The 19119-nt window shown below is 68.5% G+C and carries 25 protein-coding genes, 1 tRNA gene and 1 pseudogene; 15 read left to right on the top strand and 12 right to left on the bottom strand.

Features of this window, described 5'->3' with window-relative positions:
- Nucleotides 1–2: 2 nt before the first annotated feature.
- A complete protein-coding gene (locus P1K31_RS07320) occupies nucleotides 3–1433 on the bottom strand; it encodes an aldehyde dehydrogenase family protein (protein WP_276305629.1) in 1431 nt (476 codons plus the stop codon).
- A 226-nt stretch (nucleotides 1434–1659) separates the two neighbouring features.
- Between P1K31_RS07320 and P1K31_RS07315 the strand changes: the two genes are divergently transcribed.
- The 7 genes from P1K31_RS07315 to P1K31_RS07285 all read left to right on the top strand — a co-directional run bounded on the left by P1K31_RS07315 (nucleotide 1660) and on the right by P1K31_RS07285 (nucleotide 5385).
- A complete protein-coding gene (locus tag P1K31_RS07315) occupies nucleotides 1660–1944 on the top strand; it encodes a 50S ribosomal protein L44e (protein ID WP_276305628.1) in 285 nt (94 codons plus the stop codon).
- A 3-nt stretch (nucleotides 1945–1947) separates the two neighbouring features.
- Complete coding sequence (locus P1K31_RS07310) at nucleotides 1948–2124, top strand: 30S ribosomal protein S27e (protein WP_276305627.1); 177 nt, start codon at nucleotides 1948–1950, stop codon at nucleotides 2122–2124.
- A gap of 143 nt (nucleotides 2125–2267) precedes the next feature.
- Nucleotides 2268–3068, top strand: a complete 801-nt coding sequence (locus P1K31_RS07305; RefSeq protein ID WP_276305626.1) for a translation initiation factor IF-2 subunit alpha — start codon at nucleotides 2268–2270, stop codon at nucleotides 3066–3068.
- Nucleotides 3069–3251 carry an RNA-protein complex protein Nop10 gene (locus P1K31_RS07300; protein WP_276305625.1) on the top strand — a complete coding sequence of 61 codons (183 nt, stop codon included), beginning with the start codon at nucleotides 3069–3071 and terminating at the stop codon, nucleotides 3249–3251. It begins immediately after the preceding gene.
- A gap of 6 nt (nucleotides 3252–3257) precedes the next feature.
- Nucleotides 3258–4007: a proteasome assembly chaperone family protein gene (locus P1K31_RS07295; protein ID WP_276305624.1), complete on the top strand. Its 750-nt coding sequence runs from the start codon at nucleotides 3258–3260 to the stop codon at nucleotides 4005–4007.
- Between the two features lie 57 nt (nucleotides 4008–4064).
- Nucleotides 4065–4673 (top strand): J domain-containing protein, encoded by a 609-nt coding sequence (locus P1K31_RS07290; protein ID WP_276305623.1) that lies wholly within the window; start codon nucleotides 4065–4067, stop codon nucleotides 4671–4673.
- Between the two features lies 1 nt (nucleotide 4674).
- Complete coding sequence (locus P1K31_RS07285) at nucleotides 4675–5385, top strand: metallophosphoesterase (RefSeq protein ID WP_276305622.1); 711 nt, start codon at nucleotides 4675–4677, stop codon at nucleotides 5383–5385.
- Here the strand turns inward: P1K31_RS07285 and P1K31_RS07280 are convergent.
- Nucleotides 5377–6639 (bottom strand): NAD(P)/FAD-dependent oxidoreductase, encoded by a 1263-nt coding sequence (locus P1K31_RS07280; protein ID WP_276305621.1) that lies wholly within the window; start codon nucleotides 6637–6639, stop codon nucleotides 5377–5379. The two genes, P1K31_RS07285 and P1K31_RS07280, sit on opposite strands and share 9 nt — an antisense overlap.
- Before the next feature lie 93 nt (nucleotides 6640–6732).
- Here P1K31_RS07280 and P1K31_RS07275 point away from each other — a divergent pair, with 93 nt between their 5' ends.
- The gene (locus P1K31_RS07275; RefSeq protein ID WP_276305620.1) at nucleotides 6733–7905 is read left to right on the top strand and encodes a threonine synthase; all 1173 of its coding nucleotides are present in this window, start codon (nucleotides 6733–6735) and stop codon (nucleotides 7903–7905) included.
- 203 nt (nucleotides 7906–8108) lie between these two features.
- Nucleotides 8109–8744 carry a LysE family transporter gene (locus tag P1K31_RS07270; protein ID WP_368410853.1) on the top strand — a complete coding sequence of 212 codons (636 nt, stop codon included), beginning with the start codon at nucleotides 8109–8111 and terminating at the stop codon, nucleotides 8742–8744.
- Here the strand turns inward: P1K31_RS07270 and P1K31_RS07265 are convergent, their stop codons facing one another.
- A complete protein-coding gene (locus tag P1K31_RS07265) occupies nucleotides 8745–9434 on the bottom strand; it encodes an HD domain-containing protein (RefSeq protein ID WP_276305618.1) in 690 nt (229 codons plus the stop codon). It lies immediately after the preceding gene.
- 105 nt (nucleotides 9435–9539) lie between these two features.
- Between P1K31_RS07265 and P1K31_RS07260 the strand changes: the two genes are divergently transcribed.
- The 3 genes and pseudogenes from P1K31_RS07260 to P1K31_RS07250 all read left to right on the top strand — a co-directional run.
- Nucleotides 9540–10244, top strand: coding sequence for an alanyl-tRNA editing protein (locus tag P1K31_RS07260; protein ID WP_276305617.1), 705 nt, complete (start codon nucleotides 9540–9542; stop codon nucleotides 10242–10244).
- Nucleotides 10245–10330: 86 nt separating this feature from the next.
- Nucleotides 10331–11062 carry a GNAT family N-acetyltransferase gene (locus P1K31_RS07255; RefSeq protein ID WP_276305616.1) on the top strand — a complete coding sequence of 244 codons (732 nt, stop codon included), beginning with the start codon at nucleotides 10331–10333 and terminating at the stop codon, nucleotides 11060–11062.
- Nucleotides 11058–11309: pseudogene (locus tag P1K31_RS07250) on the top strand (RNA-guided endonuclease TnpB family protein); the annotation flags it as partial. The gene P1K31_RS07255 and the pseudogene P1K31_RS07250, both read left to right, overlap by 5 nt.
- A gap of 449 nt (nucleotides 11310–11758) precedes the next feature.
- Here P1K31_RS07250 and P1K31_RS07245 read toward each other — a convergent pair.
- From P1K31_RS07245 to P1K31_RS07235, 3 genes are all read right to left on the bottom strand, one after another.
- Nucleotides 11759–12586 carry a TrmB family transcriptional regulator gene (locus P1K31_RS07245; protein ID WP_276305615.1) on the bottom strand — a complete coding sequence of 276 codons (828 nt, stop codon included), beginning with the start codon at nucleotides 12584–12586 and terminating at the stop codon, nucleotides 11759–11761.
- A 299-nt stretch (nucleotides 12587–12885) separates the two neighbouring features.
- The gene (locus tag P1K31_RS07240) at nucleotides 12886–13350 is read right to left on the bottom strand and encodes an Lrp/AsnC family transcriptional regulator (protein ID WP_276305614.1); all 465 of its coding nucleotides are present in this window, start codon (nucleotides 13348–13350) and stop codon (nucleotides 12886–12888) included.
- A 204-nt stretch (nucleotides 13351–13554) separates the two neighbouring features.
- A complete protein-coding gene (locus tag P1K31_RS07235; RefSeq protein ID WP_438268319.1) occupies nucleotides 13555–13887 on the bottom strand; it encodes a DUF7344 domain-containing protein in 333 nt (110 codons plus the stop codon).
- A 239-nt stretch (nucleotides 13888–14126) separates the two neighbouring features.
- Between P1K31_RS07235 and ddfA the strand changes: the two genes are divergently transcribed.
- Nucleotides 14127–14453: a DdfA family disk-determining factor gene (gene ddfA, locus P1K31_RS07230; protein WP_276305612.1), complete on the top strand. Its 327-nt coding sequence runs from the start codon at nucleotides 14127–14129 to the stop codon at nucleotides 14451–14453.
- 142 nt (nucleotides 14454–14595) lie between these two features.
- Here ddfA and P1K31_RS07225 read toward each other — a convergent pair whose 3' ends face one another.
- The 6 genes from P1K31_RS07225 to P1K31_RS07200 form a co-directional block, all read right to left on the bottom strand.
- Complete coding sequence (locus P1K31_RS07225) at nucleotides 14596–14832, bottom strand: hypothetical protein (RefSeq protein WP_276305611.1); 237 nt, start codon at nucleotides 14830–14832, stop codon at nucleotides 14596–14598.
- A gap of 115 nt (nucleotides 14833–14947) precedes the next feature.
- Nucleotides 14948–15049 (bottom strand) — tRNA-Gln (locus tag P1K31_RS07220).
- A gap of 240 nt (nucleotides 15050–15289) precedes the next feature.
- On the bottom strand, nucleotides 15290–15724 hold the full coding sequence (locus tag P1K31_RS07215) for a metal-dependent transcriptional regulator (protein ID WP_276305610.1): 435 nt from the start codon (nucleotides 15722–15724) through the stop codon (nucleotides 15290–15292).
- Nucleotides 15721–16212 (bottom strand): ferritin-like domain-containing protein, encoded by a 492-nt coding sequence (locus P1K31_RS07210; RefSeq protein WP_276305609.1) that lies wholly within the window; start codon nucleotides 16210–16212, stop codon nucleotides 15721–15723. The genes P1K31_RS07215 and P1K31_RS07210 overlap by 4 nt, the downstream gene beginning before the upstream one ends.
- A 65-nt stretch (nucleotides 16213–16277) precedes the next feature.
- Nucleotides 16278–17285 (bottom strand): asparaginase, encoded by a 1008-nt coding sequence (locus P1K31_RS07205; protein ID WP_276305608.1) that lies wholly within the window; start codon nucleotides 17283–17285, stop codon nucleotides 16278–16280.
- 4 nt (nucleotides 17286–17289) lie between these two features.
- On the bottom strand, nucleotides 17290–18189 hold the full coding sequence (locus tag P1K31_RS07200; RefSeq protein WP_276305607.1) for a polysaccharide deacetylase family protein: 900 nt from the start codon (nucleotides 18187–18189) through the stop codon (nucleotides 17290–17292).
- A gap of 196 nt (nucleotides 18190–18385) precedes the next feature.
- Here P1K31_RS07200 and P1K31_RS07195 point away from each other — a divergent pair, with 196 nt between their 5' ends.
- Together P1K31_RS07195 and P1K31_RS07190 are read left to right on the top strand one after the other, a co-directional pair.
- Entirely contained in the window at nucleotides 18386–18637 is a 252-nt protein-coding gene (locus tag P1K31_RS07195; protein WP_276305605.1) for a hypothetical protein, read from the top strand.
- Nucleotides 18634–19104, top strand: coding sequence for a PIN domain-containing protein (locus tag P1K31_RS07190; RefSeq protein WP_276305604.1), 471 nt, complete (start codon nucleotides 18634–18636; stop codon nucleotides 19102–19104). The genes P1K31_RS07195 and P1K31_RS07190 overlap by 4 nt, the downstream gene beginning before the upstream one ends.
- Nucleotides 19105–19119 lie beyond the last annotated feature (15 nt).

Here is a 19119-nt window from a genome sequence, read left to right as displayed (position 1 = left end):
GCTTAGAGGACGATCGTCTTGCGCTCGACGAACGACTCGATGGAGACGCCGAGCCCCTCGCGGCCGATGCCCGAGTCCTTCACGCCGCCGAACGGGATGTCGCCGAGGCCGTGGCTCGGCGCGCCGTTGATGCGGACCGCGCCGGCCTCGATCCGCTCCGCGAGCCGCATCGCCCGGTCGTAGTCGCCGGTGAACACGGCGGCGTCGAGGCCGAGGTCGCCGGCGTTGGCGAGTTCCAGCGCCTCCGCTTCGTCGGCGAACGGCACGATCGGGATGACGGGGCCGAACTGCTCCTCGCGCACGATGCGCGCGTCGTGGGGGACGTTCGTCAGCAGGGTCGGCTCGAAGAACTGTCCGTCGCGCTCGCCGCCGCGGACGACCGACGCGCCGCGCTCGACGGCGTCGTCGACCAGTTCCTCCACCCACTCGGCCTGCCCCTCGTCGATGAGCGGGCCGAAGGCGGTCCCCTCGTCGAAGAGGTCGCCCGATCGCCACTTGTCCATCTCCCCCTCGATGCGGCCCGCCAGTTCGTCGTGGACCGACTGGTGGACGAGCACGCGGCTCACCGCCGAGCAGCGCTGGCCGGCGTACTTGAGCGCGCCCTTCGCGCTCCCGGCCGCCGCCTCCCCGAGGTCGGCGTCGGGGAAGACGACCGCCGGGGCGTTGCCGCCGAGTTCCATCAGGAGTTCGACCATGCCGCTCTCGCGGGCGACGTGCTTTCCGGCCGCCGACGAACCGGTCATCGCGATGGCGTTGACCCGGTCGTCGCCGACGAGGAGGTCGCCGATCTCGCCGCTGGGCCCCGAGACGTAGTTGAACGCCCCGTCGGGCAGCCCGGCGTCGTCGACGATCTCGGCGAGTAGCTTTGAGCTGACCGGCGTCTGGCTCGCGGGCTTGAGGACGACGCTGTTGCCCGCCGCGAGCGCGGGGGCGACCTCGAGGGCGGTCGTGGAGAGCGGGTAGTTGTACGGCGAGATGCACAGCACCGTCCCGCGCGGGACGGGCTTGACGATGGCTCGCCACCCCTCGTGTCCTCGCGTCGTCCCCTCGCGGTACTCGCCGCGGAGCGAGCGGACCTCCTCGACGGCGCGGCGGAAGCGTTCGGCGGCCGCGTTGACCTCGTTGCGCGCGCTGCCGATCGGCTTCCCGGCCTCGCGAACGATGACGTCCGCGAGTTCGTCGGCGCGCTCCTCGATGCCGTCGGCGATCGCGCCGAGCCACTCGGCGCGCTGGACGACGGTGCTCTCGCGCATCGCGACCTCGGCGCGCTGGGCGGCCTCGAGCGCCTCCTCGGCCTGTTCGGGGGTCGCGGACGCGACCGTCGCGAAGGTGCCGCCTTCGGCGAGGTCGCGCACGTCCCGCGTTCGGTCGGCGGGGACCCACCGTCCGCCGACGTACAACTGGTCGTGAGCGTGGACTCCTCTGGTGGCCATGGTAACACTTCGCGCCGGAGGGTCAAAAAAGTTTACTCTAGTTCGAATAAATCATGTTCGGCTCCGAGACAGACCCGGTTCGCGGGGTGAGTCGGTCCGTCCACGCCTTCCGTACGGTGAGGGATCCCCGATCCGTCGCCCGAACCGTGCGAACGCGTCGCGTCGACCTGCCGGCCCGATACCAAACGGGTTTTAAGCGACGACGCAGAACCTCACTGCAATAACCATGCAGATGCCACGCCGGTTCAACACGTACTGTCCGCACTGTAGGGAACACAACGAACACGAGGTGGAGAAGGTCCGACGCGGCCGCTCCTCCGGGATGAAGAAGGTCAACGACCGCCAGCGCCGCCGCCGCGGGTCGGGCATCGGTAACGCCGGGAAGTTCTCGAAGGTGCCCGGCGGGGACAAGCCGACGAAGAAGACGAACCTGCTCTACCGCTGCAGCGAGTGCGGGAAGGCGCACCTCCGCGAGGGCTGGCGCGCGGGCCGTCTGGAGTTCCAGGAGTAGACCATGGCGGGGAACTTCTACCAGGTCAGGTGCCCGGACTGCGAGAACGAGCAGGTCGTCTACGGCAAGGCCGCGACCGAGGTCGCCTGCGCCGTCTGCGGGCACGTCCTCGTCCGCCCGACCGGCGGCAAGGCCGCCATCGAGGGCGAGGTCCTGGAGACGGTCGAGCGGGGCGCGTAGAGCGGCCGAACCGACCGACTCGCCGTTCTCCGGTCTTTCTCGCTCGTTCGCCGCGTTCTCACCGCTATTAGCGACGGCGACGGCGGCGGCGTCCGCGCTCGCGTGACGGTGCTTTTATTCTCGCGAGACGGTTACGACCGGGTATGAAGTACACCGGCTGGCCCGACCCCGGCGACCTCGTCGTCGGCAAGGTCGACGAGATCACCGACTTCGGCGTGTTCGTCGATCTGGAGGAGTACGAGGACCGACGCGGCCTCGTCCACGTGAGCGAGGTCGCGAGCGGGTGGATCAAGAACATCCGCGACCACGTCACGCCCGGCGAACTCGTCGTCTGCAAGGTGCTCGACGTGAACGAGTCCTCCCAGCAGATCGACCTCTCGATCAAGGACGTGAACGAGCACCAGCGCTCGGACAAGGTCCAGGAGTGGAAGAACGAGCAGAAGGCCGACAAGTGGATGACGCTCGCGTTCGGCGAGGAAATGACCGACGAGCAGTACATCGCCGTCGCCAACGAACTGCTCGCCGAGTTCGGCTCGCTCTACGACGGCTTCGAGCAGGCGGCGATCCACGGCGCGGAGGCGCTCTCCGACACCGGCCTCGACGACGACGAGGTGAGCGCCATCGTCGAGACCGCCCGCGAGAACGTCTCGGTCCCGTACGTCAACATCACGGGGTACGTCCACCTGCGCTCGGCCAGCTCCGACGGGGTGGACGACGTGAAGGCCGCCCTGGAGGCCGCCGAGGGCAACGGCGAGGTCCCCGAGGAGGTCGAACTCTCCGTCAGCTACGTCGGCGCGCCCGAGTACCGGATCACGGTGCGCGCGCCGAGTTACAAGGTCGCCGAGAGCGCCCTCGAAGCCAGCGCTGACCGCGCCCGCGCCACCATCGAGGGGCGCGGCGGCAGCGCCGTCTTCCACCGCGAGCGCCAGACCGAAGACGAGTAGATGAGAAGCGACATCCGGATCTGCGCGTCGTGGCGCGACCGTCACGACCGCCCGGTGTACACCCTCACCGATACCTGCCCCGAGTGCGGCGGGTCGGCGGTCAACAGCGCGCCCGCGCCGTACGACCCGACGGACCGGTACGGGGAGTACCGACGCGCACTTAAGCGCCGCGCCCGCGAGTAGGCGCACATGGACGAAGTTCACACCGAGGTCCTCGCGGAGGTCGCGCTCTCCGACCCCGTGCTCATCGAGGGGCTCCCCGGCGTCGGCCACGTCGGCAAACTCGCCGCCGAGCACCTCCTCGAGGAGTTCGACGCGACCCTCGTCGCCCGGCTCTACTCCCGGCACTTCCCTCCACAGGTGACCGTCGAGAACGGCCGCTCGAAACTCGTCGGCCTCGAGTTCCACGCCGTCGAGACCGAGGGGGCCGACATGCTGGTGCTCACGGGCGACCACCAGGCCCAGGACAACGAGGGCCACTACCTCATCACCGACGCCGTCCTCGATCTCGCCGAGGAGCACGGCGTCTCCCGGGTCTACGCGCTCGGGGGCGTCCCCACGGGCGAACTCATCGACGAGTACGGCGTCATCGCCGCCGCCTCCGACGACCTGCTCGTCGAGGAGCTCGAACCGCACGTCGAGTTCCGCGAGGACGAACCCGCCGGCGGTATCGTCGGCGTCAGCGGCCTCCTGCTCGGCCTCGGCGAGCGTCGGGGGCTGCCCACCGCCTGCCTGATGGGCGAGACGAGCGGCTACCTCGTCGATCCGAAGAGCGCCCGCGCCGTCCTCGAGGTCCTCCAGGAGATCGTCGGCTTCGACGTGGGCTACGACTCCCTGGAGGAGCGCGCCGAGGAGATGGAGGAGGTCGTGAAGAAGATCCAGGAGATGGAGGGAGCCCAGCAGCCTCCCAGCGACGAGGACCTCCGGTACATCGGTTGACGGCGACCGCGGGGTCGCCAGCGAGGGATTCTTGGTGGCGCTTCCCCAAGGGAGGGTGTGTACAAGGTGCTGGTGGTCGTTCCCAACTGGCTGTTCCTCGGCGTCCTCATCGGCCTCCTTCTGAGCGTCGTCGCGGCCAGCGCGTTCGTCGTCGGGCGATGGCTCTACCCCGACCCGCCGCTCTCGGAGCCGAGCCGCAGCACCGAGACGCGCCGCCGGGCGGAGATCCGCGAGTACCTCACCGCGATCGGCGAGCCGTTCGCCGAGGACCACTTCGTCGAGGGGTACACGGTCGAGTTCTACCTCCCGAAGCGGGACGTGGCGATCACGTTCGACGGTCGGGCGTTCATCGCCATCGAGGCGTCGCCGACCTACGCCGTCCTCATCGAACACGAGATGCCGGGGTTCTACCTCGGGAGCCGCCTCCCGTTCGAGACGCCGAGGATCGACTTCGGCGAGGGCGACGCCGGCGATCGGCGGACGCTCGACCGCAGCCGGGCGGCGTTCGCGGTGCTCGGGCTCCCGACGAACGCCAGCGAACGGCAGGTGCGGGCCGCCTATCGGGAGAAGGTGAAGGCGGCCCACCCCGACCAGGGCGGGGACAGAGAGGCGTTCAAGCAACTGCAGGAGGCGTACGCGACCGCCCGCGAGCAGGCCGCGAGCTGACGTGCCGGCCGACCTCACGTTCCGCGATCGGGCGGTCTACCTCGCTGACGCCGACGCGCTCGTCCTCGCCGACCTCCACGTCGGCAGGGACGCGACCTCCGACGTGACGTTCCCGCTCGGCGAACGCGCGGACCTCGTCGAGCGCCTCGGCGCGCTGCTCGACCGCTTCGACCCCGCCGAGGTCGTCTTCGCGGGCGACGCGCTCCACTCGTTCGACCGCGTCCCGGCGGGGGTCGCGGGGACCCTTGCGGCGCTCGACCGACTGGTCGACGAGTCGGGCGCTCGGCTCGTCGTCACGCCGGGGAACCACGACGCGATGCTCGCGGCGGTGTGGTCGGGACCGACCCGCCGCGCGCACCGACTCGCGGACGGCACCGTCGTCCTCCACGGCCACGAACCACCCGAACCCGACGACCGGGGTGCCCCGCGCTACGTCGTCGGCCACGACCACCCGAAGATCACCATCGAGGGGCGCGACTGGCCGTGCTTCCTCCACGGTGAGGGCGTCCTGAACGGAAGCGACGTCCTCGTGTTGCCCGCGTTCACCCGCCTCGCCGGCGGCGTGTCGATCAACGGGAACGTCTCCCGGGGGACGCCACTGCGCTCGCCGCTCGTCGCCGACGTCGACCGGTTCCGCCCGATCGTCCGCGACGAGACGGCCGGCGAGACCCACGCCTTCCCGCGGCTCGGCGAGTTCCGGCGGTTACTCTAGATCCCCGCTCAGGGCGTCCGCCGCGCGCTTTCCGCTCTCCAGCGCGCCGTCGATCGACGACCACCGGGTGTAGTCGCCGGCGAGGTAGACCGGCCCGTCGGGCGCGTCCGCGGCCGGGAGGGTTCGGCGGAAGCCAGGCGGTTGCGCGAACTGCGAGAACGGAACGCGCTCGGTCCGGAGGAGTTCGAGGTCGTCGAAGCGGCGTGCGGGATACCACGATTCGAGCGCCTCGCGCACCGCCGCCGCGAGGGCCACCTCCGGTTCGTCGGGGTCGCCGAGGAACGTCGCGCTCAGGAGCTGCACCCCGTCGGGGGCGTACTCGGGCGCGACGGTCGACAGCGGGACGACCTCGTTCGGCCTGGCGTCCCCGGCGTTGAGGACGATTCGCTTCCCCGCGTCGAGGTCGACGTGCTCCGGGAGCGAGAAGTACTGCGTCACGCAGCCGCGGGGCTCGCCGGGCGTCTCGACGCCGGTCAGGTCCTCCGCCGTCCGCGGGTCCGTCGCGACGACGCACGCGTCGAACGACTCGGTCTCCCCGCCGACCGAGAGCGCCGCGCCGTCGCCGTCGGGGGTGACGGCCTCGACGCGCGCCCCGGTGTGGATCGTCGCGCCGGCGTCCCGCGCGCGGTCGGCCAACTGCCCCGCGATCGCACCCATCCCGTCGGCCGGGACGGCGATCTCGCCGCTCGCGAGCATCTTGAACGCGTACTCGAAGACGACGCTCGAGGCGGACAGCGACCGGTCGAGCGTGATGCCGCCGAAGAAGGGCGCGGCGAAGTTCTCGACGTACCGCCGGGAGAACCCGCGGTCGGCGAGGTACGTCTCGATGTCGGCGTCGTCGCCGTTCAGGATCGCCTCGCCGTCCTTCCGCCGGAGTTCGCGCTGGAGCGCGAACGTTCGAAGTTTGTCGGCGAGGCTGATCTCCCGGTTGAACAGCGTCTCCGTGAGCGCACCGGGGTCGCGGACCGGGTCCGAGAGCACCGAGCGCTCGCCGAGGCGGGCGACGACCGCCCCCGGGGTGAACCTTCGGAGGGAGAGCGCGCCGTAGTCGAGTTCCCGCCGCGCGGCCGGATAGGCCGTGAACAGTACCTGGAAGCCGCGGTCGAACGTGAACCCGTCCTCGCGCACGCTGCGGACGCGCCCGCCGACCTCGGGGTTCTCCTCGAACAGTTCGACATCGATACCGGCCTCGGCGAGGTGCCGGGCGGCGACCAGCCCCGCGAGTCCCGCGCCGACGACCGCTGCGCGTGCCATACCCGGCCCGTCTCGCGGAACCGGTAAATACGCTGTCGACTCCGCCGGTGCAGCGAAGGACAGCGATTTGTCGTCCCCGGCGATAGCCACCGCATGGACACGACAGCGGCGTTCGACGGTTTCGTCTGCACCGAGACGGGCGAGCGCTTCGGCGCGGAGACGAGCCACCATCCCGACGGCGGCGTCCTCGACGCCGCCTACGACTACGACGCGATCGACCTCGACCGCGCGGCGCTCGAGTCCCGCGGGCCTGGGCTCGGGAAGTACGCCGAACTGCTCCCGTTTCCCGCGTCGTCGCTCGCGACGCTCGGCGAGGGAGCGACGCCGCTGGTCGACTGTCCGGCCCTCGCGGACGAACTCGGCGTCGAGCGCGTCGTCGTGAAGGACGAGGGGGGGAATCCGACGGGGACGTTCGCCGACCGCGGGATGGCGCTCGCGCTGACGGCCGCTCGCCGCCACGGAGCCGAGGACGTTGCGCTCGCGAGTACGGGCGACGCGGGGTACTCGGCGGCGGCGTACGCCGCCCGGGCGGGCGTGACGAGCCACCCGTTCGTGCCGACGCGCTCGACGTTCCTCAACAAGGCGATGATCAACGTCCACGGCGGCGACATGCGCGTCGTCGAGGGGCGACTGCCCCAGGCCGAGGAGGCGTTCCGCGAGGCGATGGCCGAGGAATCGTGGTACTCGCTCGCGGCGCTCGAGACGCCGTACCGCCACGAGGGGGCGAAGACGGTGCTCTACGAGCTGCTCGAACAGCTCGACTGGGAGGTGCCGGACGCCGTCTTCTACCCGTTCGAGGGGAGCGACGGGCTCCTCGGGCTCCACAAGGGCGGCCGCGAGTTCCGCGACCTGGGGCTGGTCGACGACGTGCCGCCGCTGTACGCCGCCCAGTCGACGGGCTGTGCGCCGATCGTCGAGGCGTTCGAGTCGGGCGAGAGCGCCCACCGGCCGTGGGAGGTGCCGGACACGGTCTGCGGCGGACTGGAGCGGCCCGACCCGCCGGGCGGCGACCTCGTCCAGACGGCGCTGCGCGAGAGCGACGGCGGTGCCGTCGCTACCGACGACGGCGACATCCTGGAGAGCGCCGCGGCGGTCGCCAGCCGCGAGGGCGTCGGGATGGGCGTCTCCGCGGCGAGCGCGGCGAGCGCGGCGTGGGCGATGGCGGACGAACTCGACGAGGACGCCACCGTCGTCCTCGTCAACACGGCGGCCGGGGCGAAGGACGCGGACCTCCTCCGGAGTCACCTGATGGGTCAGGGGTTCTGAGCCGAGAGGGCGAACAGGCGGCACGTCGCGTCCGCGGGCCGTGTGCCGCGCAATCGCAGAGCGGCCCGCGGCGATCGTCAGATCACGGGGACCCTGGTCCCGGCATCGGTGATAAACCCTCGCACGGCTTCCACAGGCTTTTCCCTCCGTCCGCGAACCCGTAGACGGAGATGGGCGCCGTCGTCACGTTCCTCGCGGGGGTGATCTTCGGCCTCGCGCTCGCCGCGCCGCCCGGACCGATGAACGCGATCATCGCCGAGGAGAGCGTCGTTCGGGGCTGGTCGTCGGGCTTTCGCGCGGGGCTGGGAGCGATGACGGCGGACCTCTGCTTCCTGGTCGGGTCGCTGCTCGGCGCGGTGACGTTCGTTCGGCGCTTCCCGGCCGTGCGGGCGATCATGGTCGGCGCGGGCGGAGTGCTTATGCTCTACTTCGCGTACGGGGCGGCCCGCGAGGTGCGCGGGGGCTTCCGCGCCGAGGGGGCCGACGGCAAGGGTTTCAGGAAGGCGTTCGCGCTCGCGCTGACGAACCCGTACCAGGTCCTCTTCTGGCTCACCGTCGGCGTGGCGCTGTTGAACCCCGGGACGGTCGACGTGCTCGAACCGCTCTCGGCGGCGCTCGCCGGGGCGCTCGTCGTGCGGACGGGGAGTCCGGCGCTGCTCGCGGGGCTGTTCGGCGGGATCGTCGTCTGGATCACGGCGTTTCCGGCGGCGCTCGTGGCGGCCGAGCGCCGCATCGAGGCGCTCGCGCCGGCGGTCGCGGGGCTCAGCGCGCTCGTGCTCGCCGGGTTCGGTTGCTACTTCCTCGTCGACGCGGCGCGGGCCGTGGCCGGAGCGATCTGATCAGGCCCGGTCGCCGTCGACGTCCATCTCGGCGACCTCGCCGTCCAGCCACTCGCGGAACCAGCGGACGCGCTTGAGCCGCTGGTGGGCGATGCTCTCGGCGGTGTCGCTCTCGATGCGGCGAACGGCGTCCTCGCCGCGTTCCAGCACGCGGGCGACCATCTCCGAGGCGTCCACGTGCGTGCGCGCCTCGTACCCCATCCGCAGGAGCATCAGCGTCGTCCCGTTCGCGCCCACCTTGTCGAGCAGGTCCGCCTCGATGAGACATCGCGTCTCGAGCGGGAGATCCGTGAGCGGTCCCTGGTAGGAGTGATCGCGGATCGCGGCGCAGACCTCCTCGACGAACGACTGCGGGTAGTCGCCGTGGGAGGTCAGGTACTCGCGGGCGACGCGGGCACCCTCCTCCGCGTGGGCGTCCTGGTCGGCCTCCAGTTTCGAGATGTCGTGGAACAGCGCGGCGACCCGGACCACGTCGACGTTCGCGCCCTCCCGCTCCGCGATCTTCGTCGCGAGGCCGACGACGTTCAGGATGTGGTTGAACCGGTACTCCGCGGAGTGCCACGGGTACCAGCGCATCCGCCCGCCGGTCTCCTCGCTCTCGACGCTGGCGGTGAGGTAGTCGTTCACGAACTGCTTCATCTCGTCGAACGCGTCCTCCGAGACGGGTGACTCCCTAATCTCGACCCCCATACGACCACCTCCGATGAATCCCGTTGTTCATATTAGCCGTAATTACTCCGGTTCTACTCTTGAGGTTTACGACAAGTCAAGTGCGCGGCGGACGGACGGTCATCCGTGACCGAACTACGCTACCTCGTCGACTCCTCGGTCGTCGCGTTCGAGGCGACCGTAGAGCGCGCGCTCGACGACCGGATCGTCCTCGACCGGACGCACTTCTACCCCGAGGGCGGGGGCCAGCCCGCGGACCGGGGGATCATCGAGGTCGGCGACGAGACGTGGACGGTGACGGACGTGCGGAAGGCCGACGCGGTCTATCACGAACTCGACCGGACGCCTCCCGCCGCCGGCACGACCGTCACGGGCCGCCTCGATCGGGACCGCCGCGAGGCGCACATGCGTTATCACACGGCCCAGCACCTGCTCTCCGCGCTCCTGCTCTCCGACTTCGACGCGCCGACGATCGGTAACCAGCTGTACGCCGACCGCGCCCGGATCGACGTCGCCTGCGACCAGTTCACCGACGACGACCTCGCGCGGATCGAGTCGCGAGCGAACGACCTCGTGGACGACGCCAGGCCGGTCGCGTGGTACACGATGGACCGCGCGGCGGCCGAGCGGACGCTCGATCCCGAGCGGACGCGCCTCGATCTCCTGCCCGAGAGCGTAGACGAACTGCGCATCGTCGAGATCGAGGGGTACGATCGCACGGCCTGCGCGGGGACGCACGTCGAGCACACCGGCGCGATCGGTCGCGTCCGCGTCACCGGGCGGATGACGCGGGGGAGCGGCGCGGAGCGACTCTCGTTCGTCCTCGACTAGCGCGCTCGGCCTCGAGACGAACGAAATCGGGAGCTTCACGCGACCCTCGGGGTAGCTTTATTTTTCCCCGCCGTGTGCGGTGGGGCATGGAGGTACGCACCGCCGATGTCGACGACGCGGCGACGGTTCGGGAGATCGCTCGACGGTCCATGGAGGCATCCTACACGCTGAGTCCGCAGACGATCGAGGGGGCGGTCAAGCAGTGGTACGGGGACGAGGCGTTCGCGGAGCGGGTCGAGGACGACGATCAACTCGTCCTCGTCGCCGAGGAGGAGGGAGAGCCCCGGGCCTTCAGCGAGAGTGTCCTCCTCGACGAGGAGGGCGACGCCGACCTCAACTGGCTGCACGTGGACCCCGACTACCGGGGGGAGGGGATCGCCCGCGCGCTCTTCGCCGAGACGCGCGACCGCCTGGCGGAGATGGGCGGGACGCGCCTGCACGGGCGCGTCCTCCGGGACAACACGGACGGAAACCAGTTCTACCGGCACCTCGGCTTCCAGAAGGTAAGCGAGGGCCGCGTCGACATCGACGGGACGGACTACGTCGAGAACATCTACGTCGAGGACGAGCCGAGCGAGATGGAGGCGGTGACGACCGGCGACGGCAAGCGGGTCTACGTCGACCACGACGACGCCCTCCGCGCCAGCCTCGGTCCCTTCTTCGCGGTGTTCTCCGACACCGACCGGGAGACGCGCTGGGGCTACTACTGCGCGAACTGCGGCAGCCTCGACATCGCGGTCGACACGATGGACCGCATCCACTGCAACGAGTGTGGCAACGTGAGCAAGGCCTCCCGCTGGGACGCGGCGTACCTGTGACTCCGAGGCGGATAGAGATGCGAACGCGGCGTGGAACATTCTTTCTCGCGGTCCCAAGACGATAGGAGCGGGACGCTCCGAATCAACGTGCGCAAAAACCGTCGATTTTTGGCATCACGGAAGACGCTTCGTGTCTTCCGTACGACCTGTGGAGACTGCGATCCCTGTTGATACGTCCGTATCTGCAAAACGCGTCGTGAAAGCAGGAAGCCCCACCCTCAAGCGCGAGCCGTCAGGCGAGCGGTAGGGTGGGTAGTTCACGGTGGTTCGCACGTCTAGGATAGACGTGCCGGACCTGCGGCCGCGAGGTGTACCGACGGTGCGGAGGGTCCCAGTACGGGAATGTGGAGTCGGATAAAGGCCGCACGGTCCGGTGTGAGGTGCACGCCTCGACACCGAACCACGCATGGACGGATGGCACACGAGGGTGCGTTCGCCCACGTCACTCCCCACCTGTGTTTGCCACGCCCCGGGCGAAGCAGGAGCGATGATGCGATGATTTCGGACCTGCCGGAGTCGTGACGGCTTCCGAGCGTGCGGGCGATTCACCCTCATCCTCACACCATATCACCGGCTCGTAAAAGAATTACGGCCAGCCGACCGCCCCGACCGACGAACTCGACGGTACATAGACGAACGAGCGTGAATCTCCACAGTTTCGAAGGCTATCCGGATCAGAACCGTCGTCGTTCTCGGTCACTTCGGATCGGCGTTCGGATTCAACCCCGTCGCCATGAGTCGCCGCGCGATCACGACGATCCCGTTGTCGAACCCTCTGCCGAACACCGCCCGTTCCGTCTCGGTGGAGCCCCCGTCCGTCTCGTGGGTCGAGACCGAACTGACTAGGATCGTGTTTCGGTCGATCAGCAGGAGTCGGCTGATCGTCGTCGCGTCAGCGGGGTCGGTCGGATCGCTGTTCAGCCACTCCAACCCCGAGACGAACACCTCGACGTCGGGGAGCGACGTCTGGATGGTCTCGCGAAGTCGCTCGGAGGCGGCCCCGACGACGACCGTGAGTCCCGTCTCCTGGGCCTCCCTCAGTTGTTGGATCAACTCCTCCGTGATGACGGCTTCGTGACCGACGACGAAGACGATCTCTCGCCCGGCGCCGTCGATGAGTTGCCGGGTCCGGTTCGTTATCGCCGAAACGCCCGAGAGCGCCCAGACCTCGTGCGCCGTCTCCTGCCCCTCGTCGGACGGTGCGGGGTCGATGTCCTCCAGCGTCCGAACGAGCGTCTCCGTCCGCGATTCGTACTCGTGTCGGAGCGTCTCGGCCGCCTCGTCGATCGGAACGGCCCGAAACTGCTGGGGGTTCGAGTGCTGGACCTCCGCGAGCCCCTTCGTCTCCAGCACCCTGATCGCGTCGTAGACGCGCGTGCGGGGAACGTCGGACGTCTCGCTGATCTCCTTGGCCGTCCCCTTCGGCATCCGCGAGAGGGCGACGAAGCACTTCGCCTCGTACTCCTTCAAGCCGAGTTGCTGTAGCAGTTCGACCGCTTGTCGGTGATTAGATAACTCGCTCATGGGTCCCAACCATGCTACCGGATCGTCCGGTGCCGTCTTCGCTGTTGACTCGGCGGTCACAAGACAGTTCCTGTTCAGTCGACTGGTCTCGCGCGCCGGAATCGGCTCGCCTAGCGGGGTGAAGTAGCTCAGCGACCATGAATCTACGCATCGGAATTCTATTATATTGCTGATACCGCAGATATGACGGGGAAGAGCTCGGGAAATCGGATTGTGAAATGTGTGTATCGCAGAATATTGCGCTGTAAGTGCGGATTTAACAACCCTCTACTCGCCGGCGGCGTCCGCGCCCCGCCCGTCTACCCCCTGAACTGGAAGTGATCGAACGGTTGTATCTGTCGTCGCTTCACGAGTTCAGAACTCTCGATTTCGAGTCCCAGTTCGTGGACGGCGTCCGCGATGCGGGAGATGTCTGTCGTACTCGTCGCGACGATCTCGACGTGGAGATTTCGCCGCCCGGTCATCATCTCCCGAACGTCGATCACCCCCTGTACGTTCATGATCTCGTCCGCTAGCTCCGCCCGCCTGGTCGCCGGCGCGGTACAGATGAAGAGCACTCGCAGGGGGAGATTCGCCATCTCGTAGTCGATCTCCGGATGGTACCCCCGAATGACCCCGTCCGTTTCGAGTTGATCGATCCGGTTTCGGACCGTGCTCGGCGAGACGCCGACCGTATCGGCGATCTCCTGTGCCGTCGTCTCCCGTGCCTCCCGCTGGAGCATATACAGGATCCCCTTGTCGATCTGGTCTAGCTCCCTCGACATGGTTCGGCTAGGTCGACGAGGCGTATGTACTCTCTGCCGGCCGGTTCGATGCGGAATCGGCGAGTAACCGCGCTACTGGTACGTTTACCCAGATAATCACAGCAAGGTTATACGAAGTCGGTTCGAACCGTCACATGGCACGGAGTTCGGTAGGGTCCCAACCACTGACCTTCCGTGCCACCGCTGCCACACCCGTGGCAGCTTCTACGACGGTGGGCTATCGACTACCGTCCCGCCGGGGAGGTCGTCCCGATTCTCGATCAGTACCGTCAGAAGCGGCCTGATGTCGTCGAACTGCGGCCCCCTCGTCACCGTCCCCGCCTCTCGATCCCAGCGGACGAACCCGTGGTCCGCTAATTTCGGGAGGTGCACGTGGTGCATCTGGATCATCGTCTCGCGGTCCTCGGGGATCGATCTCTGTCCCCCCACCGGAATCCGATTCTCGGATTCGGAGTTCTGTTCGACTAAGGTGACCAATACCCGTCGTCTATGGGCATTCGCCAATACACGTAACTGTGTGCCGAACGTCCGAGTCATTTCACTCCGCTTACGCGTTCAAGCGTCAAATACCCCGATCGTTTTCGAGAACACCAAACGTTTGAGGAAGTGAGTGACACTCCACCACGAACGAGGTGTCGGTGCGCACGTACACTGTCTCGGAGGGAAATCGGAGGGGTGGCTCGATCGATCCCGGGAACCAGCGATGCCACGCTCTGTTACTCGGATACTCACGGAATAGTTATTCGGGTTCTCCCCGTGTCTCCTACGGACTAACGATGAGCGACGATGAGCGCCCCGCCGACAGACGGATCCCCGCCGAGGCTCCGGAGACGATTCACGTCACGTACGACTGGTCGGTCACCTCGCCGTCCGTCGCGGTCGTCGAAACCGTCGCCCGAGCGATGGATCGAGAACCGATGGCCATGATCCCGCTGCACGAGAGCGTCGATCCGGACGCGTTGGACGCGCTGTTCCAACCGCTCCCGGAAGACCGATCCCCGACCGACGTCTCGATATTGATGACGTACGCCGGCTACGCGGTGACCGTCCGATACACCGGCGACGTCACCGCGCGAAGAGCGGATCCCGGACGGACGGAGTGACTCGCCGGGGTCTCAAGCGAGGAGTGCGGGACGCTCCGCTCGACCAACTCGGCGGCTCGAGCGACGCTCTACCGTAGCGTTGTCGTACAACGGGGAGGCGCGATGTCCGGACGAACCATTACCGCCCCAGCGAGTGGCCGGACTACTCCCGAGCGACGAGCTTGCCGCTGTCGTCCATGTTCACGAGATCGCGCCCGATCGCCCGCTCTATCGCCGCGTTCACCGCGCTCGGGCTGTGGCTCCCCCTGCTATACAGTATCGTCCGGACGCGGAACGCCGGCACGCTCGGCGGATCCGGGATGTCGGTGTTGGCGGCGACGATCCGCGCTACGGTTTCGGCGAGCGCCTCGCACCCGGCGTCTACGGTAGTAGTAACCATACGTTCCGTTCGGGGGCGAGGGGGAAGCCTGTTGTGCCGGCCCTCGTAGTTTCACGGATCGACCGCCGTTCGCTCGCCGAACGGGCCGCAGACACGAGTGCTCGGTCGCTGTGGATAGTCCCGCCCGGATTCGAACCGGGGTCAACGGCTGACCTCCGCGCCGGAAGCGCCGAACGCGTCCAAAGGCCGTTATGATTGGCCGCTACACCACGGGACTTCGCTCACTTCGTTCGCTCGTCCCGTGTACCTCGCAAACCCGATGGGTTTGCTCACCACCACGGGACTTCGTTCGTTTCGCCCTCTCAGCCCCGTGTCGTTCGCGAACCCGCTGGATTCGCTCACCACCACGGGACTTCACCTCGTTCGTCCCGTGTACCTCGCGAATCTAACGATTCGCTCACCACCGCGGGACGACGGTCGGAGGTTCCGCGCCGCCGTACTTCAAGCCTTCGAGCCGTCAGTCCGCGATCTCGGGGTACTCGGCTTCGAGCAGCGCGCAGACGTCGCGTTCCGGGGCGAAACAGTCGGGGCACTGCGGTTCGCGGTCGATGATGGTGTCGAGGCGTTCCGCGACCGTCTCGTCGATGACGCTCTCCAGGGCCTTCGCCTCGACGCGGAACTCCTCGACGTCGAGCACCTCGACGAGGAACCGCTCGATGATGCAGTAGTTCTGGAGGACGTCGCGGGCGCGGACGATGCCGTCGTCGGTCAGCGAGACGCCCTTGTACTTCTCGTGATCGGCCAGACCGCGCGCTTCGAGTTTCCCGATCATCTCGTTGGCGCTGGCGGGGCTGACGTCGAGCAGGTCCGCGACGCGACCGGTCGCGGCGGGTCCGTCCTCCGCCTTCTGGACGAGGTAGATCGCCTTGAGGTACTGATCGGCCGTGTTCATGCTCGGGTCTCCATGAGCCTGGTCACCGCCTCGACGCCCTCGGCCTCCTCCTCGCGGATCTCCGCGAGGACCGCGACGAGCCGTTCCGTGTCGATGCTGAACGTCGTCTCCGAGGCCTCCACGGCGGCGATGACGTCGTCGTAGAACTTGTACGCCGTCTCCTCGTTACAGAGCTGGTCGTAGAGGACGCCGTCGAAGTCCTCGGGCTTCGTCTGCCCGTACTGCGCCTCCACGAGCGCCTCGATCTGGTCGAACGGCACCGGCTCGGCGTCCAGTTCGTCGACGAGCGCCTCGAGGCGCTCGCGGTGCTCGGCCGACTCCTCGGCGGCGTGTTCGAGGAGCGCGTGCACCTCGGGGTCGAGTTCGTCGTCGTCCATCGTCTGGGCGTGCTTCGCCGACCGGGCCTCGACGACCTCCTCCAGCACCATCCCGATCTGGATGAGCCGGGCGAGCTGGTGATCGGACGTCACCTGTCGCGTGACGCTCATGGCCGACCATCCGCGGGACGGTCGCGATTCGATCCACTCATACGGGAACTGTCGCGCGTGGACAGTTAAGTCGTTTCCTCGTGCGCCGCCCCCGTCCACGGCGGAAAGAGCGCCTCGACCGGCGGGTCGGGCGCGCGCCGACTCAGCGCGAGCACCAGCTTGACGCGCGCCTTCGCCGCCGACAGGCGGCCGCCGGAGAGCGCCCCTGACTCCGCCAGCGTCCGACCCCCGCCGGGCGTGCCGTAGACGGGCTGGACCCGACCCGCGGGACACCGGGAGGTCACGACGACCGGAACGCCGTCCGCCGCGGCCGCGGCGATCGCCTCCCCCAGCGCGGCGGTCGCGTTGCCGGCACCCGTCGCCTCGACGACCGCGCCGTCCGCCCCGGCGTCGAGCGCCCGCCGCAACCCCGCGTCGCCGACGCCGATCCCCGAGAACAGGACGGGGACGGTGGCCGTCACCCGCTCCACGTCGAAGCGGGGCGCGTCGCTCCCCGGCGGGCGGTGGAACTCGATCCCGTCCCGCAGCACCGACGCGACCGGGCCGACCGCCGGGGAGCCGAACGCGCCCAGACGGCTGGTGTGGAGCTTCCGGACGGCACCGGCGGCGTGGAGTTCGTCGTCGAAGGCCACGTACGTCCCCCCCGCCGCTCGCAGGCGGTCGTCCCCCGCCGCGCGGACCGCCGCGAGGAGGTTGGCCGGGCCGTCGGCTCCCGGCAGGTCCGCGTGCCGCTGGGCTCCGGTGAACACGACCGGGACGGTCCCGTCGAGCAGGTGATCGAGCGCGTAGGCGGACTCGGCCATCGTGTCCGTCCCGTGGGTGACGACGATCCCGTCCGCCCCGGCGTCGCGCGCCGCGTCCGCGAGCGCGAGGACCGTCTCGAAGTCCATGTCGAAGCTCGGTCGTTGCGCGACCTCCTCGACGACGAGGTCGGCGTGCGCCGCGAGTTCCGGGACCGCGTCGAGCAGGTCCGCCGCGCCCCGGGTCGGTTCGGCACCCTCGTCCGTGTCCGTGCTGGCGATCGTCCCGCCCGTCCCGAGGACGGCCACCGTCGGTATCTCCGACATCGCCATCCGCTCAGACGAACCGCCCCTCGCTCTCGTAGACGCTCTCGTCCTCGTCGTACTTCTCGGCGACGTCCGCGAGCGTGCTGAACTCGACGCCGTCGTGGCCCTTCACGTACGTGATGAACTCCTCCAGCAGCGGGATCAGCTGCGGACGACCGTGCACGTCCGGGTGGATGGTGAGGGTGTAGACGCCCGCGCCGCGGCGCTGGTAGAGGTAGTCGAAGTGCGGCTTATACAGCTCCTCGTACACCATCCGCGGGCTGGTGTAGCCGTAGTTGTAGTTCGGCTGTTTGATGAACATCATCGGCGGGATGTCGTCGCGGTACCAGCTGATGGGGATCTCCACGACGTCCGTCTCCTCGCCGCGCTCGTACGGCTTCATCCACGTCTCGGGGTCCTGGTCGTACCGGATGCGGTGCCAGGTGTCGCCCTTGCGCATCCGGACCGGCTCGAAGTCCCGCAGCATGAGGCTGCTGTCGTACAGGAAGCCGTGCTCCTCGACCAGTTCGGGCGTGTTCTCGCTGAACTCCCACCAGCTGGCGCGGTGGCCGACCGGCTCGGACCCGGTGAGGTCCTCGATGAGGTCCATCGAGCGCGTGAGGATCGCCTCCTCCTGCTCGCGCTCGAGGTCCGTGGGGTTCTCGTGGGTGTAGCCGTGGGTGCCGATCTCGTGGCCCGCCTCGGCGACCGCTGCGCACTCCTCGGGGAACGTCTCGATGGTGTGGCCCGGGATGAACCACGACGTGTCCACGTCCGCGTCCTCGAACACCTGTAGCAGCCGCGGAATGCCCTCCGTGCCGGCGAGGAGGCCCCGCGAGAGGTCCGCGGGCGAGTCCGCCCCGCCGTAGGAGCCCAGCCAGCCCGCGACGCAGTCCGCGTCGATGCCGATGGCGACGTCTATGTCTCCCATGGTAGCAACTGCCCCGATTCGGCCGTCACGCGCTTGACCGTTGGGCAACGCCGCGTCGGTTACCGCTTTCACGCGGGCGGAACGATCACAGTGGCGTACCGACGACGTCGTTCCGTCGTTCGCGGTCGTTCGTCGGAGGAGCCGCGACACTCCGCCCGAACGTGAGTTTAAGTAGCGTGCCGAACGATAAACCGGTATGGGCGCGGAACTCTCGGATCGAGTGCGCGAGATCGCGTCGGCCCGCGGCGTTCCGGAGTCGGAGGTCTTCGAGCGCGCGCTCGAACGGGGTCTCGAGGACCTGTGGGTGGATGTCGTCCTCTCTGCGTACTTCGACGGCGATCTCGGTCGCGAGGAGGCTATCGAGCGCGTCGGACGAACGAAGGTCGAGCGGGCGGAGCGCGAGCGCGCGATCGTCGAGGACGACGTGAAGTGGGGTCTCAATGCGTGACGCTCGTCGCAGTCTCTGACGCGGGGCCGCTCATCCATCTCGCGGAGATCGATTCGCTTGACTTCCCGTCCGCCTTCGACGCCCTCGTTATCCCCAGAACGGTCTACCGGGAACTGGAGGAGGGCGGCGTTCCAGAGGGGCTGTCCGAGGTCGATCACGATCTCGTAACCGCAGAGGGGGATCCGAGCGTAACCGCGGAGCTGGATCCGGGGGAGACGGCGGCCCTGGCGGTGGCGAACGAACGCGACGCGATCCTCCTGACCGACGACTTCGCCGCCCGAGAGGCGGCGACGGCGGCCGACGTCGAGGTGCACGGATCGCTCGGCATCATCGCACTGGGATACGCACGCGGGACGCTCGCGAGAGAGGAGGCCGCCTCGCTCATGCGGGCGCTTCAACGCGAGACTAGCCTGTTCGTGACCGACGCTGTCGTCGAACGGGGAATCGATCTGTTAGACGACCGCTGAGGGAGAGATCGGCGC

Origin of the sequence: Halomarina halobia (assembly GCF_029338575.1) — an archaeon.
Taxonomy (GTDB): domain Archaea; phylum Halobacteriota; class Halobacteria; order Halobacteriales; family Haloarculaceae; genus Halomarina; species Halomarina halobia.
This window is presented reverse-complemented; position numbering and strand designations above follow the sequence as displayed.

Bases quoted from the DNA above. Each gene is read 5' to 3' on its own strand.
- P1K31_RS07295 (WP_276305624.1), top strand. From the start codon at position 3,258: ATGGACGAAGTTCACACCGAGGTCCTCGCGGAGGTCGCGCTCTCCGAC.
- P1K31_RS07310 (WP_276305627.1), top strand. From the start codon at position 1,948: ATGGCGGGGAACTTCTACCAGGTCAGGTGCCCGGACTGCGAGAACGAG.
- P1K31_RS07265 (WP_276305618.1), bottom strand. From the start codon at position 9,434: ATGGGGGTCGAGATTAGGGAGTCACCCGTCTCGGAGGACGCGTTCGAC.
- P1K31_RS07235 (WP_438268319.1), bottom strand. From the start codon at position 13,887: ATGACTCGGACGTTCGGCACACAGTTACGTGTATTGGCGAATGCCCAT.
- P1K31_RS07245 (WP_276305615.1), bottom strand. From the start codon at position 12,586: ATGAGCGAGTTATCTAATCACCGACAAGCGGTCGAACTGCTACAGCAA.
- P1K31_RS07215 (WP_276305610.1), bottom strand. From the start codon at position 15,724: ATGAACACGGCCGATCAGTACCTCAAGGCGATCTACCTCGTCCAGAAG.
- P1K31_RS07195 (WP_276305605.1), top strand. From the start codon at position 18,386: ATGGGCGCGGAACTCTCGGATCGAGTGCGCGAGATCGCGTCGGCCCGC.
- P1K31_RS07255 (WP_276305616.1), top strand. From the start codon at position 10,331: ATGGAGGTACGCACCGCCGATGTCGACGACGCGGCGACGGTTCGGGAG.
- P1K31_RS07280 (WP_276305621.1), bottom strand. From the start codon at position 6,639: ATGGCACGCGCAGCGGTCGTCGGCGCGGGACTCGCGGGGCTGGTCGCC.
- P1K31_RS07305 (WP_276305626.1), top strand. From the start codon at position 2,268: ATGAAGTACACCGGCTGGCCCGACCCCGGCGACCTCGTCGTCGGCAAG.
- P1K31_RS07225 (WP_276305611.1), bottom strand. From the start codon at position 14,832: ATGGTTACTACTACCGTAGACGCCGGGTGCGAGGCGCTCGCCGAAACC.
- P1K31_RS07275 (WP_276305620.1), top strand. From the start codon at position 6,733: ATGGACACGACAGCGGCGTTCGACGGTTTCGTCTGCACCGAGACGGGC.
- P1K31_RS07210 (WP_276305609.1), bottom strand. From the start codon at position 16,212: ATGAGCGTCACGCGACAGGTGACGTCCGATCACCAGCTCGCCCGGCTC.
- P1K31_RS07205 (WP_276305608.1), bottom strand. From the start codon at position 17,285: ATGGCGATGTCGGAGATACCGACGGTGGCCGTCCTCGGGACGGGCGGG.
- P1K31_RS07300 (WP_276305625.1), top strand. From the start codon at position 3,069: ATGAGAAGCGACATCCGGATCTGCGCGTCGTGGCGCGACCGTCACGAC.
- P1K31_RS07200 (WP_276305607.1), bottom strand. From the start codon at position 18,189: ATGGGAGACATAGACGTCGCCATCGGCATCGACGCGGACTGCGTCGCG.
- P1K31_RS07315 (WP_276305628.1), top strand. From the start codon at position 1,660: ATGCAGATGCCACGCCGGTTCAACACGTACTGTCCGCACTGTAGGGAA.
- ddfA (WP_276305612.1), top strand. From the start codon at position 14,127: ATGAGCGACGATGAGCGCCCCGCCGACAGACGGATCCCCGCCGAGGCT.
- P1K31_RS07240 (WP_276305614.1), bottom strand. From the start codon at position 13,350: ATGTCGAGGGAGCTAGACCAGATCGACAAGGGGATCCTGTATATGCTC.
- P1K31_RS07320 (WP_276305629.1), bottom strand. From the start codon at position 1,433: ATGGCCACCAGAGGAGTCCACGCTCACGACCAGTTGTACGTCGGCGGA.